Annotated in this window: 10 protein-coding genes; 8 read left to right on the top strand and 2 right to left on the bottom strand. The window is 32.0% G+C overall.

The features are described from left to right. Window positions 1-8: 8 nt before the first annotated feature. The 8 genes from AB8B23_RS02165 to adhE all read left to right on the top strand — a co-directional run bounded on the left by AB8B23_RS02165 (window position 9) and on the right by adhE (window position 15,916). Entirely contained in the window at window positions 9-1,040 is a 1,032-nt protein-coding gene (locus AB8B23_RS02165) for a sulfate ABC transporter substrate-binding protein (protein WP_369713210.1), read from the top strand. A gap of 30 nt (window positions 1,041-1,070) precedes the next feature. Continuing rightward, on the top strand, window positions 1,071-1,919 hold the full coding sequence (gene cysT, locus AB8B23_RS02170) for a sulfate ABC transporter permease subunit CysT (protein ID WP_369713211.1): 849 nt from the start codon (window positions 1,071-1,073) through the stop codon (window positions 1,917-1,919). 16 nt (window positions 1,920-1,935) lie between these two features. Continuing rightward, on the top strand, window positions 1,936-2,775 hold the full coding sequence (locus AB8B23_RS02175) for a sulfate ABC transporter permease (protein ID WP_021743924.1): 840 nt from the start codon (window positions 1,936-1,938) through the stop codon (window positions 2,773-2,775). Between the two features lie 646 nt (window positions 2,776-3,421). Then, a complete protein-coding gene (gene nifJ, locus AB8B23_RS02180; RefSeq protein ID WP_369713212.1) occupies window positions 3,422-6,991 on the top strand; it encodes a pyruvate:ferredoxin (flavodoxin) oxidoreductase in 3,570 nt (1,189 codons plus the stop codon). Window positions 6,992-7,165: 174 nt separating this feature from the next. Further along, window positions 7,166-10,156, top strand: a complete 2,991-nt coding sequence (gene recJ / locus AB8B23_RS02185; protein ID WP_369713213.1) for a single-stranded-DNA-specific exonuclease RecJ — start codon at window positions 7,166-7,168, stop codon at window positions 10,154-10,156. 171 nt (window positions 10,157-10,327) lie between these two features. Beyond that, window positions 10,328-11,227: a diacylglycerol/lipid kinase family protein gene (locus AB8B23_RS02190; protein WP_369713214.1), complete on the top strand. Its 900-nt coding sequence runs from the start codon at window positions 10,328-10,330 to the stop codon at window positions 11,225-11,227. A 357-nt stretch (window positions 11,228-11,584) separates the two neighbouring features. Next, entirely contained in the window at window positions 11,585-12,736 is a 1,152-nt protein-coding gene (locus AB8B23_RS02195; RefSeq protein WP_369713215.1) for an ISAs1 family transposase, read from the top strand. 552 nt (window positions 12,737-13,288) lie between these two features. Next, window positions 13,289-15,916, top strand: a complete 2,628-nt coding sequence (adhE, locus tag AB8B23_RS02200; RefSeq protein ID WP_369713216.1) for a bifunctional acetaldehyde-CoA/alcohol dehydrogenase — start codon at window positions 13,289-13,291, stop codon at window positions 15,914-15,916. Between the two features lie 258 nt (window positions 15,917-16,174). Here the strand turns inward: adhE and AB8B23_RS02205 are convergent, their stop codons facing one another. Beyond that, complete coding sequence (locus tag AB8B23_RS02205) at window positions 16,175-16,390, bottom strand: hypothetical protein (protein ID WP_369713217.1); 216 nt, start codon at window positions 16,388-16,390, stop codon at window positions 16,175-16,177. Between the two features lie 533 nt (window positions 16,391-16,923). Next, window positions 16,924-17,208 (bottom strand): transposase, encoded by a 285-nt coding sequence (locus tag AB8B23_RS02210; RefSeq protein WP_369713218.1) that lies wholly within the window; start codon window positions 17,206-17,208, stop codon window positions 16,924-16,926. Window positions 17,209-17,327 lie beyond the last annotated feature (119 nt).

The raw sequence follows: 17,327 nt of genomic DNA on the forward strand, positions 1-17,327 counted from the left end.
GGAAAATTATGATAAAAAAACTAAAAATACCAATTATATTTATTTTAATCGGAATTTTACTATATTTTATTGGCATTCTACGTCAAAATAGCAAATTTGAAAAAAGTAAGAAAAAATTGGAAATTGTAAATGTTTCCTATGATCCTACCCGTGAACTGTACGAAAAGTATAACAAGCTGTTTATAGAATATTACAGGCAAAAATATGGACAGGATGTGAAAATTTCCCAATCGCATGGAGGCTCAGGCTCACAGGCACGTTCGGTAATTGAGGGGCTTGATGCGGATGTGGTAACTTTAGCACTGGAAAATGATGTGGCACTTCTTGAGAAGGTAGACTTGCTTGAAAAAGGCTGGGTAAACAAATTTCCAGGAAGCTCTTCTCCGTATACCTCTGCAATCGTTTTTCTTGTAAGAAAAGGAAATCCGAAAAATATTAAGGATTGGAACAGTTTGACAGAAAAAGGAATAAAAGTGATAACACCTGATCCGAAAAGCAGCGGTGGAGCTTGCTGGAATTTTTTGGCAGCATGGTCATACGGACATGAAAAATTTGGAAATGATGAGAATAAGATTCAAAATTTTGTGAAAAATATCTATGACAATGTGACAGTAATGGATTCGGGGGCAAGGGCAGCAACTACGACTTTTGTGGAAAATAATCAGGGAGATGTACTGATTGCGTGGGAAAATGAGGCGATTGCTACGGTTAAGGAATATCCTGATAAATATGAGATTGTCTATCCGAGTGTGAGTATTTTGGCACAGCCTACAGTAGCAGTAGTTGACAAAGTTACAAAAAGCAACGGGACTTATCAGATAAGTACAGAATACTTGAAATATCTATATTCAGAAAAAGTACAGGAAATAATCGCTGAAAGTGGCTATAGACCCTACAATCAGAAAATTCTAAAAAAATATGAAAATAAATTTGACTTAAAAATGAAACTGACAAAAATAGATGAGTTTGGCGGTTGGAAAAAAGTCTATGAGAAATTTTTTAATGAAGGTGCATTATTTGATAAAATTTATGAAAATTAGAAATATTATTATGAAGGGAGCATAAAAATAATGAGAATATTAGCTTTAAAAAGAAAAGAGCAGTCTGTAATTCCAGGATTTGGACTGACATTTGGAATATCGTTGACAATGCTGTCAATCTTGATATTAATTCCGCTGGCCTCGATATTAGTTTACTCCTTTCGCCTATCACCTTCTGAATTTTGGAAACTTATAACAGAAAAACCAGTTTTGAATGCGTTTTTTACAAGTGTCATCTGTTCATTTATCGCTGCCGCTGTAAACTGTGTTTTCGGAGTAATTTTAGCGTGGGTGCTTGTAAAATACGACTTTTTTGGAAAAAGATTTTTAGATGGAATGCTTGAATTGCCTTTTGCTTTGCCTACTGCAGTTGCAGGAATCACACTTTCAAAAATGTATTCTGATACTGGGATGGTTGGAAAATATTTTGCAAAAATTGGGATAAAAATTTCATATACTCACATTGGGATAATAATTGCCTTAATCTTTGTAGGAATTCCTTTCGTGGTAAGAGCAGTTCAGCCAATTCTGGAAAAACTGGACAATCAGTACGAAGAAGCGGCATACATCTTAGGTGCAGACGGGAAGACGACTTTTCGGAAAGTAATTTTCCCTGAAATAAGACCTGCTTTATTAACAGGATTTGGACTTGCCTTTTCAAGAGGGCTTGGAGAATATGGAAGTGTAATTTATATTTCAGGAAATAGCTTGAAAGAGCATACACAGGTTGTTTCCTACGTAATTATGCAAAAATTAAATTATGTCGACTATCCTTCAGCGACTGTAATTGCTCTAGTTATGCTAATATTTTCATTCATACTTTTATTTTTAATAAATTTAGTTCAAATGAACCAGTTCAAGCGGACAAACAATATTTAGGGAAGGGGGAGAAGTGATGGATAAAAAAAATAATATTATAAAATATGTATTGATAGCAGTAAGTATTTTATTTATCGTAATCATGCTCATACTGCCATTAGTTGCAGTTATCATAAACTCACTTCAAAAAGGCTGGGTATTCTACATAAAAAGCCTGACAGATAGGTATGTTCTTTCAGCGTTGAAAGTTACAGTAATTGCAACAATTTCAGCATTAATTATAAATACTTTTTTTGGAGTGGCAGCAGCATGGCTTCTCACAAAGTTTTCATTTTGTGGGAAACATATGTTGGCAACACTAATAGACATCCCTTTCTCGATTTCTCCAGTAATAGCAGGTCTTGCCTTCATTATGACTTTTGGAAGAATGGGATGGGCAGCACCTTATATTGAGCATCTAAATAAATTTTTTGTACTTGACATAAAAATAGTGTTTGCAATTCCAGGAGTAATTTTAGCTACTGTATTTGTAACTTTCCCTTTTATTTCAAGAGAAATCGTTCCGATTCTGAATGCACAGGGAAAAGATGAGGAAGAAGCGGCTGCATTAATGGGAGCAGACGGATTCACGATTTTCAGAAAAATAACATTACCACAAATAAAATGGGGACTTCTTTACGGAATTATCCTTTGTACAGCAAGAGCATTAGGAGAATTTGGAGCAGTAAATGCATTATCAAAAGCGAGAGGAAAAACATTCACTTTACCACTAGAAATAGACGCTTTATACCTATCAGGCTCATCAGAGTCAATAGTATCAGCATTTGCAGTATCTTCACTTTTGGTAATAATTTCAATATTTATTCTGATTATAAAAAATATTATTGAGCATAAATCTACAAAAAAAGGAATTTAAAAATGATTTTCTTAAATAATTTATTTAAATTTATTTTTAAAAATTTAAACTAATAACTATTTCTTAATTCTTAGAAAATATATTGTTGTTAATAAAAATTTTTCTGTAATTCTTATGTTTTTCTTTTTTGAATACATAAAGGGGAGTAGTCGCCATCCCCTTTACAATCCCGGCTTGTTTAAGCATTTTTAGTTTAATCATAACAGGTAATTTTATTAAAACAAAAATATTTTTTATAAATTTCTGAGATTTTAATTTTTCAGTAAAAGACAACTTGTTTGAGCTTTTCTATTTTATTTGAATAGACAACAACTTAATGAGATGAAAATAACTTTTGTTAAAAGCGAGTTTTGTCTTTTGTTGTAAAATTAAAATTCGAGAGCGGGAGTGCAGTGGTATGGCGTCTGATACCTCTGCGTTAAAAAAACTAAAATAAATAAAATTAAGAAAAAACAGTTATTAATAAAACTAATCTATAAGAATAAAAAAATTAATAAATAGAAATTAGGAGATAAAAAATAATAGAAAGAAAAGTTAAAAAGTAATTGCAAATTTGAATTAGAAAATATATAATTATATATAGCTAGAATTTTATAAATGTAAGTTAAGTAAAGAAATTATAAAATTCTTTAATTTGGAGGGAAAAATGACAAAAAATATGAAAACAATGGATGGTAACCAAGCTGCAGCTCATATAGCTTACGCATTTACGGAAGTTGCTGGAATTTATCCGATTACTCCGTCGTCAACTATGTCAGAGCTTGTAGATCAGTGGGCATCATACGGAAAGGAAAATTTATTTGGAATGCCAGTAAAGGTTGTGGAAATGCAATCAGAGGCTGGAGCTGCAGGGATTGTACACGGATCGTTACAAACTGGAGCTTTGACCACGACATTTACTGCTTCTCAAGGATTACTGCTAAAAATACCTAATATGTATAAAATAGCTGGAGAATTGCTTCCAGGTGTAATGCACGTGGCGGCAAGGGCTATTTCTGCACAAGCATTATCAATATTTGGAGATCATCAGGATATTTATTCTGCTAGAATGACAGGATGGACTATGCTTGCGACAAGTTCGGTTCAGGAAGTTATGGATTTAGCTGGAATTGCACATTTAACAGCAATTAAGTCAAGAGTGCCAGTAATGCATTTTTTTGATGGATTTAGGACTTCGCATGAGATAAATAAAATAGAGGTTATGGATTATGAGTTTCTTGAGAGCCTGCTTGATAAAAAAGCTGTTCAGGAATTTAGAGAAAGAGCATTAAATCCAGAAAATCCTGTAACAAGGGGAACAGCTCAGAATGACGATATTTATTTTCAGGCAAGAGAAGCCCAAAATAAATTTTATGAAGCTGTACCTGATATTGTAAATGACTATATGAAAAAAATTAGCGAAAAGACAGGACGGAACTATGCACCTTTTGTTTATTATGGCTCAGAAACTGCTGAAAGAGTTATTATTGCAATGGGGTCTGTAAATGAAACAATAAAGGAAGTTGTCGATTATCTGAATAAAAATGAGGAAAATGTAGGTGTACTGAATGTTCATTTATATCGTCCTTTCTCCAGCAAGTATTTTTTTGATGCAATGCCAAAAAGCGTAAAAAAAATTGCTGTGCTTGACAGGACAAAAGAGCCTGGAGCATTGGGAGAGCCATTATATATGGATGTAAAGGCACTTTACTATGGACGTGAAAATGCACCTGAAATTGTCGGTGGAAGATATGGACTGTCATCAAAGGATACAACGCCAGAACAAATTATAGCAGTGTTCAAGAATATTGCACAAAAAGAGCCTAAAAATAATTTTACAATTGGAATTATTGACGATGTAACATTTACATCTCTTGCACTTGAAGATGAAGTGTTTACAGGAAATGAAGATGTAAAAGAATGTCTGTTCTTTGGGCTTGGTTCAGATGGAACAGTTGGAGCAAATAAAAATTCGATAAAAATTATTGGAGACAAGACAGATTTGTATGCACAGGGGTATTTTGCATACGATTCAAAAAAAGCTGGAGGAGTGACAAGATCTCATTTGAGATTCAGTAAAAGTCCAATTCACTCAACTTACTTAGTTACAAGACCTAATTTTGTAGCCTGTTCGGCACCTGCATATCTTGGGAAATATGATATGATTTCTGGATTAAAAGAAGGAGGAACATTCCTGCTAAATACAATTTGGGAGAAAGAGAAATTGATACCAAGTATTCCGAATGAGATAAAAAGGGAACTGGCTAGAAAAAAAATCAAATTTTTCATTATAAATGCTACAAAATTAGCTAAAGAAATTGGATTAGGAAATAGAACAAACACTATTATGCAATCAGCATTCTTTTATCTCTCGGGAGTAATTCCTCACGAAGAAGCAAAAGAATACATGAAAGAGTATGCAGAGAAAAGTTACGGAAGAAAAGGACAAGATATTGTTCAAAAAAACTGGGATGCGATTGACAGAGGAATTGACGGCCTGGAAGAAGTTGAGGTATTGTCAGAATGGGCAAACCTTGAAGTCAATGAGCAAATTATTGAAGCTGCAAAACCTGAATTTATCAAAAAGATTGCAGATCCGATTAATCTTATGAAAGGTAATGAATTGCCAGTTTCTTCAATTATAGAAAATGGAATGGTTGACGGAAGCTTCCAGCATGGAACGGCACATTATGAAAAAAGAGGAATTGCTGATGAAGTGCCAGAATGGCAGCCAGACATGTGTATCCAATGTAATCAATGTGCTTATGTATGTCCTCACGCTGTAATACGTCCGTTTCTGCTTGATGAGGAAGAAATGAAAAAGGCACCAGAAGGAATGCCTACAATAAAAGCTCTTGGTAGAGGAATGGATGGACTTGAATATAAAATTCAGGTATCGCCTCTGGACTGTACAGGATGTAGTGCCTGTGTAGATGTTTGTCCTGCACCACGTGGAAAAGCCATTGTTATGAAATCTACTCAATCTCAAATTGAAAGAAATGAAATTGAATACACAGATTACTTATTTAATAATGTTTCATACAAAGATAAGATTTTAGGAAAAAATACTGTAAAAGGCTCACAATTTGCAAAACCTCTATTTGAATTTTCTGGAGCGTGTGCAGGCTGTGGAGAAACACCTTATATTAAATTGGTGACACAGTTATTTGGAGAACGTATGATTGTGGCAAATGCGACAGGATGTTCTTCAATTTATGGAGCTTCTGCACCATCTTCACCTTATACGACTGCTGAAAGTGGTTGTGGGCCTGCATGGGCTTCTTCACTATTTGAAGATAATGCTGAATATGGGTATGGAATGTTTCAGGCTGTAAATACAATTCGGCTTAGAATTTTAAAAAGAATGGAAGAAATAAAGGCTGATGTTTCAAGTGAATTAGCTGATTTATTTACCATTTTTGCTGAAAATTTTTATGATGGAGATAAAACTACTGAAATTCGAGATGAACTGGTAATCTTATTAGAAAAGGAAAATAATGAAAATCCGAATGAAAAAGTAAAAAAGAATACTCAAGAAATATTGGAGCTAAAACAATATTTAATAAAAAAATCAATGTGGATGTTTGGTGGAGATGGATGGGCTTACGATATCGGATTTGGAGGTCTTGATCACGTCCTGGCTTCAGGAGATGATGTAAATGTTCTTGTACTTGATACGGAAGTTTATTCAAACACAGGAGGACAATCTTCAAAATCTTCGAGAGCAGGAGCAGTTGCAAAATTCGCAGCATCGGGAAAACCAGTCAAGAAAAAAGATTTAGCTGCGATACTAATGACCTATGGAAATATCTATGTTGCTAAAGTATCGATGGGTGCAAATCAAAATCAGACACTAAAAGCAGTAAGAGAAGCAGAGGCTTATCCAGGACCATCAATAATAATTGCTTATTCACCTTGTATAGAGCATGGAATAAAAGCTGGAATGGGTAAATTCCAGACAGAAGAAAAACTTGCAACAGAAGTAGGATACTGGCCAATTTTCAGATATGATCCAAGACTCGCTGAAAAAGGGAAAAATCCACTGCAGTTAGATACACGAAATCCCGCTTGGGACAAATATGAAGATTTCTTGCTAGGAGAACGAAGATATGCAACTTTAGCCGCAGAATTTCCTGAAAAAGCCAAAGAATTGCTTGAAGCAAACTTAAAGAATGCCAAAGACAACTGGAACTACTATAAACGAATGGCAGCAATGGATTATTCAACAGAAGAATAAAATTAAATTAAAATAAAATTTATTTTTTATAAAAAGAAATTCCCCTTTATTTTAGGGGTTTTTCTTATTTTTTAGAAAAAAATTAGAATAGGTGGCATTTATTTTGATAAAAAAATGTGGTAAAATTATTAAGTATAAAAATAAAAGGGGAAAATATAAAAGAGGAGATAAAATATGAGAAATACGAAATGGGCTGCAAAAATCATTCCTAATCCACGACAGGAAAGAGAATATATTGAAAGAGACAACAAGCAGGAAAATGATGAAAAAACAAAAAAATTGAAAAAAAGTAAGACTGAAAAACAGAATTTTGAAAATACAAATTTAAGTTCGGTAATTGATAATGATATTTTGAAAATACTTTATTCACGAGGGATAACGACAGAGAAGAAAGTAAGGGAGTTTTTGAATCCAAAACTTGACAATATTCAGAATCCTTATGGACTGCAGGATATGGAAAAGACAGTTTTGGAAATTGAAAAGGCGATAAAAGAACAGAAAAATATTTGGATATATGGGGATTATGATGTGGATGGAATTACTTCGACATCTATTTTGTATATGGCGTTAAAAGAGCTTGGGGCGGAAAATGTGAACTACTACATTCCTATTCGGGATGAAGGGTATGGACTGAATAATGAGGCTTTGAAGAAAATAAAAGAATCTGGGGCAGATTTGGTAATTACTGTGGATTGTGGAATTACAGCATTTCCTGAAGTGGAGTTTGCAAATTCTATAAATTTGCCAATTATTGTTACTGATCACCATAATTTACATGGGGATAAAGTTCCAGACGCTATTACAGTTGTGAATCCAAAACGTCCTGAAAATAAATTTTCCTTTGAGTTTCTAGCGGGAGTTGGGACTATTTTTATGGTAATTCTTTGTCTTTATGAAAGAATTGGGAAAAAGGCAAAAGCATATAAATATCTCGATCTGGTGGCAATTGGTACGGTTGCCGATATTGTGCCGCTGGTGGAAGAAAACAGGATTTTGACTAAGTTTGGGTTGGAGCAGCTTAGCCGCTCTAAAAATAAGGGGCTTAGATTTTTGCTGTATAAATTGTTTAGTACGCAAAATTCAGATTTTAATGAGAAAACTGAGTATAATTCATATGATGTGGGCTTTATCATAGCACCTGTCTTTAATGCGGCTGGAAGGCTTAAAGATGCAAAAATGGTGGTAAAATTGCTAATTTCTGATAATGACAGGGAAATTGAGATAATCGTAAAGGAATTGATTAATAAGAATTTTGAGCGTAAAGAATTACAGAATGAAATTGTGGAAAAAGTGGAAAAACACATTGAAGAAAGCGATTTGAAGGAAGATTATGTGATTGTGGACTATTCGCCTGAATATCATCACGGTGTAATTGGTATAGCGGCTTCCAAAATTGTGGATAAATATTACAAGCCTGCGATTATCATTGAAGTGAAGGAAGATGAAGGAATAGCAGTTGGATCGTGCCGAAGCATTGGGAACTTTAATATTTTGGAGGCGTTGCAGTCAATGCCTGAACTTTTTGTGAAATTTGGGGGACATTCTGGAGCGGCTGGATTTACGATTGGAATAAAAAATTTGGAATTATTTAGGAAAAAAATAAATAAATTTGCAAAAACAAAACTGAAAGAAGAGGATTTTGTAAAAATAATAGAAATTGATAAGCAAATCCCAATTCAAAAGGTTTCTTACGAATTTTTCCAAATAATAGAACTGTTAAAGCCATTTGGATTTGGAAATCCAATGCCGACGTTCAGGACAAATAACGTACTTTTTGAAAATATAAAATTTATTGGAGAAAATAAAAATCATATAATGTTTGACATAAAGCAAAAGGGATTTTTTAATAAAAATGCTGTCTGGTTTAATTCTGGCGAGTATTTTAAAGAGCTGAACGAGAATTTGTTTTACGATATTGTTTATAAATTAAAGACGGAAATGTTTCAAGATAGATATTATACGAAAGTGTATGTTGAGGATGTGAAGGTGTCGCAGTTGAAGGACGATACTTTATCTTATTATCATTCGCTTTTTAACACATCTTTCCCGATGAAGTCGGTATTTTATACAAATATTGAGCTGGAAACGGAAAAGAAAATTACAATGAAAATGGAATTTGACCAGGTTTCGCTTTTTCAAGGAAGAAAGTTCATTGGACGGCTTGATTACAGCATTTCCAACTTGTTAATACTTTTAAATCAGTATTATAACTGGAATTTTATTGTGAAAATGGAGGATGTGAAGCAGGCTTCAAATAATAATATTGTAAATATACTGATAAAAAGAGATTATAATTTTAAATGTTATGATTACACGCAAATTGGTATTTTTAAGAAAATAAAAGAATTTTTGATTGGGAAAATGGAGTATAATTCACAGACTAAAGAATTGCTGGCACAGTTTTTTAAGCAAAATAAAAATTTGATTATAAAAAATATTTTTGATGAAAATGAAAAATATAAATATAAGATGTCAAATTTTGAAAACTTTTTACTAACAGTTGGAATTTATTATAAAAAAATGACTGATAAAAAAAGTCAGATTGTGATAAGTTCAGATAAAAAGCCAGCTTTTAACAATTTTATAAAATCATATTTTGATATAAATGAAGAATATTCGGAAAACAATTATCCATTTACATTATTTTATAACTACAAGGATACAGAAAAGCTCGAAAATATTATAAAAACAGATTTTTCAATGCAAAACGAAATCAATTATGAAATTGACGAAAATAGCCAAAATCTTGAAGTTAATGAAGAACCAAAACAGCTGGAATACAAGAAAATTGAAAAAATAGAGTTTAAAAATAATGAAAATGTGGAAAACTCCGAGAGTATTGTGGAAAAAGAGCAGGAAAATACTGAAAAGTTAAGTGAAGCTGGAAAACAGGAAGTGGAGAAAAGATTTTGCATAATAATAAATTCTGAAGATTTTATGGTAAAAACAGATGATTTGGACAAAAATAATATTGAAGAGATAGATACGAAAATTGAAGTGCCAGAAAATATAATGTTTTTAGAAAATTCAACGAAGAAAGAGAGAAAAAATGCAAAAAATATTTTTGTAGAATATTTACCAATTGAAGAAAAAATGAAATTGAAAAAGTTGCTTACTGATGGAGAAAAGATTTATTCTGATTATTCAGTTAATGAGATTTTGTAAAAGTAAATAATGATAAAAATATTTGAGTAGCAAAAAAATCTTGATTTGTTGTAAAAAATTATAAAAAAAATGATGTGAGATAATATCTATGTGACAAGAATATAAAAAATATAATATTAATAAGATTTTATAAACTCTTTCAAATAATGAATTAAAAAAATAGGAGAATTTATGGAAAAATTAAAAAAGGCTATTTTGGTTTACAATCCAAAATCTGGAAATGCCAATATGATTTTAAGCAATTTTGATTTAATCACGACAAAACTGCTGGGAAAAGGGATTACATTGACACTTTACAGCATAAATCAGAATTATGATTTGCTTACAGAAATTTTAAAAAATGAAAAATATGATATTTTGATTTTATCAGGTGGAGATGGAACATTAAGCCGTTGTTTAAGTGAACTTTACTCTAAAAACATTGAGTTTCCAGAAGTTGCAATATTTCCGACAGGAACATCAAATGACTTTGCAAAAGCATTGAAAATTGAAGAAAACATTGAAAAATGGATAGAGAAAATTACAGATAAGACTGCTAAAAATATTGATTTTGGGTTAATTAATGGAAAAACGGTATTCCTGTCTTCGTATGCTGGCGGACTATTTACTAAAATTTCCTACAATACAGACAAAACATTGAAAAAGACGTTTGGAAAAATTGCCTATTACATAAATGGACTTGGAGAACTTACAAATATAAAGACTTTTGACTTGGATATTGTGCTGGATGGGAATGAGAAAGTAAAGGAAAAGGCTATTTTGTACGCAATTCTGAATGGAAAAAGTGTTGGAGGATTTGAGAATGTAATCGATGAAGCCAGTATGAATGACGGATTTATGGATATTCTAATTGTAAAAAACATTGACAATCCGCTGGATATTCCAAAAATCCTAATAGACTTAATGAATAGCAATCTAACAAACAACGATTATATCCGAACTTTACAAGCCAAAAACTGTGAAATAAAAAAAGTTACAGAAGAAATTGACGTAAGCATTGATGGAGAAGAAGGGGAAAATGCGGATGTAACAATTGAGTTTATTAGTGGAAAATTAAAAGTTTTTTGTTGAAAAATTTGCAATATAAGGATTTGCAACAATAAACAATCCTAAAAAAAATAAAAAAAACATTAATAAGATTATAAATTAATTTAAAAATAATAGAAAAAATTTATACATAGATATAGAATTTTTTTTAAATATATTTTAAATAATATTTTTAAATTTTAAAATTATACTGGCTAAAAAATGAAATAGATAAGAGTCGGGAATTTTTATTAAATAGTAAAAATTAAAATATAAAATATTAGAGGACAATAAAAAAAAGTTTAAAAATTCAGTAAACTTTGTATCACGACAAACGCATGAAAAAAATCTAAAAAAAAGGTATAATATTACTGAGATATTTTATGAAAGAAGCTGGTAAAAATGTCGGAAAATAACCAAAATCTAAAAGAATTGTTAATATATATTACTCAAATAGAGGACAAGCGACAGGCTTCAAAAATAAAACACAAGTTAAGTGACATTGTTGTGATTACTCTTTTTGCTATGCTTGCGAATGTTGAATATTGGGAAGAGATTGAGGAATTTGGGAAACTGTATCTTAAAACATTAAAAAGATACTTGGAGCTGCCGCATGATACTATTCAAAGAGTCATGGCTACAATAGAGCCTGAAGTTACAGAAGTTCTTTTGACAAAATGGATGGAGCTAAAAATTTCCGGGGAATATAAAAAAATAAGAAAAATATTGAATATTGATGGGAAATTTTTAAACGGAATGAAGAATAAAAACAACAGCCCATTAGACATAGTATCTGCGTATTCTAAAGAAGATGGAATCTGTTATTCACAAGTGGCGGTTGAAGGAAAAGGGAATGAGATAGAAGTGATATTACGTCTGCTTGATAAAATCTCAGTAAAGGAATGTATAGTTACAATAGATGCGATAGGAACCCAGAAAGAAATCATAAAAAAGATAGGAAAGAAGAAGGGCTATTTCTGTCTCCAGGTAAAAGGGAACCAGAAGACTTTAAAAGAAGATATAGAAGATTACTTTGCTGACAAGGGATTCAGAAAAAAATTAAAGGAAGAAGGAATGTACAGCAGGAAAACAGAAAAGCAAAGGGGTCGACTGGAAACTAGGGAATATTACTATACTGAAGAAACAGAATGGCTTATTAAAAGAAATAAGGAATGGAAAGAAGTAAAAGGGATAGGCGCATCAATTTTAACAACAGAAGAAAATGGAAAAAAGCAGGAACAGAAAAGGTATTACATAACGAATATAGAAGGGGGAGTGGAAGAATTTGTAAGAGCGGTAAGAGGACATTGGGCAATAGAAAGTTATCATTGGATACTGGATGTGACATTCAGAGAAGATGCAAATAAGACATTAAACAAAAATGCGGCAAGAAACTTAAATATTCTAAGGAAATTAGCAATCTCGATACTGGAAGAACTGCCGTTCAGAAAGAAATTTAGCAGAAGGATAAAGAGATATATCATATCATTAGATATAAGAAGATATTTAAAATTATTTTTTGATATTATAGAAAAGTTGTTGTTAAAAAAATGAATAAATATAAAAAAATAGTTTAAAATATTCATGCGTTTGTCGTGTCCATAGGCAAAAATAATTGATAATTTGGAAAAAATGTAGTACAATTAGTTGAATGGTTATTGTTATTTGTCATAATTCAATTATACCATTTTGCCGAGATTTTATCTTTTTTTTAGACAAAAAAGAAGCTGAACTCAAAATTTTAATCTTTTTGAGACAGCCCCTTATTCATTGTGATACACACCTCTTAATCTTAATTTGTGCTCTTTTCTCAACATATTTCTATAAATTGGAACATATTCTAAAACTTGGATGATTTTTAAGTGTTTTTTTTCTATATTTATTTTGGTTTACAAAACCTATTTTGTTACGTATATTGATTATTATACTACATTTCTATGTATTTGTAAATTTTGGATTTTTTTAGTTTTTGATATAAACTTTGTTATACAAATATAAATTATAATGAGAAAGTGAAAAAAAACACTTGAGTTTTTTGATAAAATAGAGTATTATATAATTTATAAGGAATGTAACAAAATATATGCTTTATTTATAGGAGGAAAAATGGCAGTAGTTAAGGATTTAGAAAGTTTAAAGGAACTTATTCAAAGAGTTAGAAAAGCTCAGGAAGAATTTGCAACATTTGATCAGGAAAGAGTCGACAAAATTTTTAGAAAAGTGGCTCAAAAAATGAATGATGAAAGAATTACTCTGGCAAATCTGGCAGTAGCAGAAACTGGAATGGGAATCGTAGAAGATAAAGTTATAAAAAATCACTTTGCTTCTGAATACATTTACAATAAATATAAAGACGAAAAAACTTGCGGCGTGCTGGAAGATGACAGATCTTACGGAGTTAAAAAAATTGCAACTCCGATAGGGATTATCGCAGGTATTATACCAACAACAAATCCAACTTCAACAGCAATGTTCAAAACATTAATCTCATTAAAGACAAGAAACGCAATAATATTTTCGCCACACCCAAGAGCAAAGCAGGCAACAATTGAAACAGCCAAAATTGCTTTGGAAACAGCAGTAAAATACGGAGCGCCAAAAGATATAATCGGATGGATTGACGAACCAAGCGTAGAACTATCAAGAGAACTTATGGCAAGCGTTGACCTGATACTTGCTACAGGTGGACCAGGAATGGTTAAATCTGCTTATTCATCAGGAACTCCTGCGATTGGGGTTGGAGCTGGAAATACACCGGTTGTAATTGACAAATCAGCAGACATAAAAATGACTGCAAACTATATTTTAATGTCTAAAACATTTGATAATGGAGTAATCTGCGCAACAGAACAGTCTGTAATTATAGATAAAGAAATTTATGATAAAGTAAGAAATGAATTTTTAAACAGAGGGGCTTATATCCTTAACGACGAAGAACTAAATAAAGTAAGAGAAATATTATTTATAAATGGAAATCTAAACGCCGATATAGTTGGAAAAAGTGCATATATTATTGCAGGTATGGCAGGGTTTGAAATTCCAAAAAGTTCAAAAGTGTTAATTGGGGAAGTTGAGTCTACTGGAATTGAAGAACCATTTGCACACGAAAAATTATCACCTGTGCTTGCAATGTATAAATCAGAAGATTTTGAAGATGGACTTAAAAAAGCTGATGAATTAGTAAAACTTGGTGGATTGGGACATACGTCTTCATTATATATTAATTTAGCTGAAAAAGAAAAAATAGACAAATTCGGAAGATTGATGAAAACAGGACGTACATTAATCAATATGCCAGCATCACTTGGAGCAATCGGAGATGTATTCAACTTTAAATTAGAACCGTCATTAACACTTGGATGCGGTTCATGGGGAGGAAATTCTGTGTCAGAAAATGTAGGAGTAAAACACTTATTAAACGTAAAAACAATTGCAGAAAGAAGAGAAAATATGTTATGGTTTAAAGTTCCTGAAAAAATTTATTTTAAATATGGATCGCTTCCAACAGCTTTAGAAGAATTGAAAGGAAGCCACAAAAAAGCATTTATCGTAACGGATAAAGTATTGGCTGAATTAGGATACACAGAACATATTACAAAAGTGCTTGACAGCATACATATCGATTATAGAATATTCTCAGAAGTAAAAGAGGATCCAACATTAAGTTCAGCTCAGGCTGGAGCAAAAGCAATGCTTGAATATAATCCTGATGTCGTTATTGCTCTTGGTGGAGGTTCTGCAATGGATGCCGCTAAAATTATGTGGGTATTGTATGAACATCCAGAACTTCGATTTAGAGATTTGGCAATGAGATTTATGGATATTAGAAAGAGAATTGTTGAATTTCCTGAAATGGGTAAAAAAGCTAAATTTGTTGCAGTAGCAACATCGGCTGGAACTGGTTCGGAAGTAACTCCATTTTCTGTAATTACAGATGATGAAACTGGAATCAAATACCCTCTTGCAGATTACGCATTGACACCAAATGTAGCAATTAACGATCCTGAACTTATGCTTACAATGCCGAAAGGGCTTACAGTAGCTTCTGGAATTGATGTATTCACACATGCTCTTGAGTCTTATGTTTCAGTTATGGCGACAGAATACACAAAACCTTATTCAAAAGAAGCGGCTAGACTTGTATTCAAATACTTGCCAGAATCAGTAGAATTAGGTTCAAAAGCAATTAAAGCAAAAGAAAAAATGGCAAATGCTTCATGTCTTGCAGGAATGGCTTTCGCAAATGCATTCTTAGGAATAAATCACTCGCTTGCACACAAACTTGGAGGAAAATTCCACGTTCCACACGGTATTGCAAATGCTATGCTTCTTGAAGAGGTTATCCGTTTCAACGCAGCTGAGGCTCCAACAAAGATGGGATTATTCCCTCAATATAGATACCCTGATGCAATGCAAAGATACGCTGAAATGAACGATTATCTAGGATTTGGCGGAAATACTAAAGAAGAAAAAGTAGAAAATTTAATTAAAGGAATTAATGAATTAAATAGAAAAATAGGAATTCCAGCAAGCATTAAAGAATGGGGAGTGCCTGAAAAAGACTTCTTGGAAGCTGTAGATGAAATGTCGCTAGATGCTTTCGATGACCAATGTACTCCAGCTAACCCAAGATACCCGCTAATGGAAGAATTAAGAGAAATTTACTTGAAAGCTTACTACGGAAAAGAATGGGAAAATGAAAAAGAAAGAGTTGGTAAAATTTTAGGTTTTTAATCTATGTTTCCAAATCTATTTAAAATTGAACTGCTAAAAATTATCATAAATTGCAACATTTTACCAAATTTTTTTTTAAAACTAATTTCGTGTAAAAATTTTTCAAATAGTGTTGCATAGTTTAAACATTTTCTTGGTCTCGAATTTATCAACATTAAGGTTCTTATCAAGTCTTTTGTATCTATTTTTGATATGTCGGTCTTCTTTGGGGTAAAATTCCCTTAGAAGACCGTTAATAAGGATCTGCAAAATAGAAATCTATTCCCAGCATAAAAATTTCTTGCCTCTGTCTGATGTGAAAGTCTTGAATGTTCCTTTTGGAATACAGGCTGTCACCTGTTTTATTGCTTTCATCATTGAATCTTTGCTTCTATCCTTCATCTTTATTGCTATATAAAATCGTGTCTTCAATTCCACAAATGTTGCAAAGCAGGCTTTGCTTTCTACTCTTGCTGAAACTACCGAGTTTAGCACTTCTTTTTTCTTGACTTCTTCCGGTGACTTCCCTATATTGAATTTTCCTCTTGTCTCCTTAGTTTTCGCTCTCCTTCTCTTTCTTCTGAAGACATTCAGGGAAACATCCAGAAAATTACTGTACAGCCAGTTGTAGATAGTTTTAAATGATAGTTCCCCTTTACAATTTGTTCAGGTAACTAAGTCTTGCAGAGTCTGTTCTCTATCAGATTTTTCAATTCAGCAGTAATTTTTGAATTTCTTCCTTTATTAGCAGCTTTTGCATTGGCATTTTCTTGAGCATTCTAAGAAGAGTATTCTCCATTAATTCTTTTGATTTCACGGTAGATGGTGGACCTGTACCTGCTAAGGATTTGAGTAATTTTAGAAATTTTGTAATTTTCTTTTAGCAATTTCTTTCATTTATGGTAAAATATTTATGGCTCATGATATATTTCTTTTCGTTAATGTTTTTGTCGTTACTAACATTTTAACATGAAATTATCATGAGTTTTTACATTTTTTAGTTTATCGTAATATATAGTAAAACCTGTTTAAAACTGAACTAATTTATTAAATAAAACAGAAGTAACTGCTTCTTCTAGTGTATTAAAATTATGGGCTATGTCTTTTAATTTTTTCTTTATATTAGCCCATAATTTTTCTATTGGATTTAAATACGGAGAATACGTCGGAAGAAATAATAGACAATGTCCCGTCCCCTTTATTATCTTTTCTAATATATTCTTTCTATGAAATCTGGCATTATCCATCACTATTAGAACTTTCTTCCCTAATTTTTCAATATCTCTTCCTGAACCATTCTTAAAAAAATTCACTTTCCATTGTTTCCCTGTATACCATACTTCCTATCAGTGCATTCCCTATTTTTCCAGCAACCAGGTTTATTCTTAAATATCTTAATCCTCTTTTCTTCCCTTCAACATATATTCCCCTT

The organism is Leptotrichia sp. HSP-342, assembly GCF_041199995.1.
Classification (GTDB): domain Bacteria; phylum Fusobacteriota; class Fusobacteriia; order Fusobacteriales; family Leptotrichiaceae; genus Leptotrichia; species Leptotrichia mesophila.

Excerpts from the sequence above, each read along its gene's own strand:
- AB8B23_RS02165 (WP_369713210.1), top strand. The coding sequence starts at position 9 with ATGATAAAAAAACTAAAAATACCAATTATATTTATTTTAATCGGAATT.
- cysT (WP_369713211.1), top strand. The coding sequence starts at position 1,071 with ATGAGAATATTAGCTTTAAAAAGAAAAGAGCAGTCTGTAATTCCAGGA.
- AB8B23_RS02175 (WP_021743924.1), top strand. The coding sequence starts at position 1,936 with ATGGATAAAAAAAATAATATTATAAAATATGTATTGATAGCAGTAAGT.
- nifJ (WP_369713212.1), top strand. The coding sequence starts at position 3,422 with ATGACAAAAAATATGAAAACAATGGATGGTAACCAAGCTGCAGCTCAT.
- recJ (WP_369713213.1), top strand. The coding sequence starts at position 7,166 with ATGAGAAATACGAAATGGGCTGCAAAAATCATTCCTAATCCACGACAG.
- AB8B23_RS02190 (WP_369713214.1), top strand. The coding sequence starts at position 10,328 with ATGGAAAAATTAAAAAAGGCTATTTTGGTTTACAATCCAAAATCTGGA.
- AB8B23_RS02195 (WP_369713215.1), top strand. The coding sequence starts at position 11,585 with ATGTCGGAAAATAACCAAAATCTAAAAGAATTGTTAATATATATTACT.
- adhE (WP_369713216.1), top strand. The coding sequence starts at position 13,289 with ATGGCAGTAGTTAAGGATTTAGAAAGTTTAAAGGAACTTATTCAAAGA.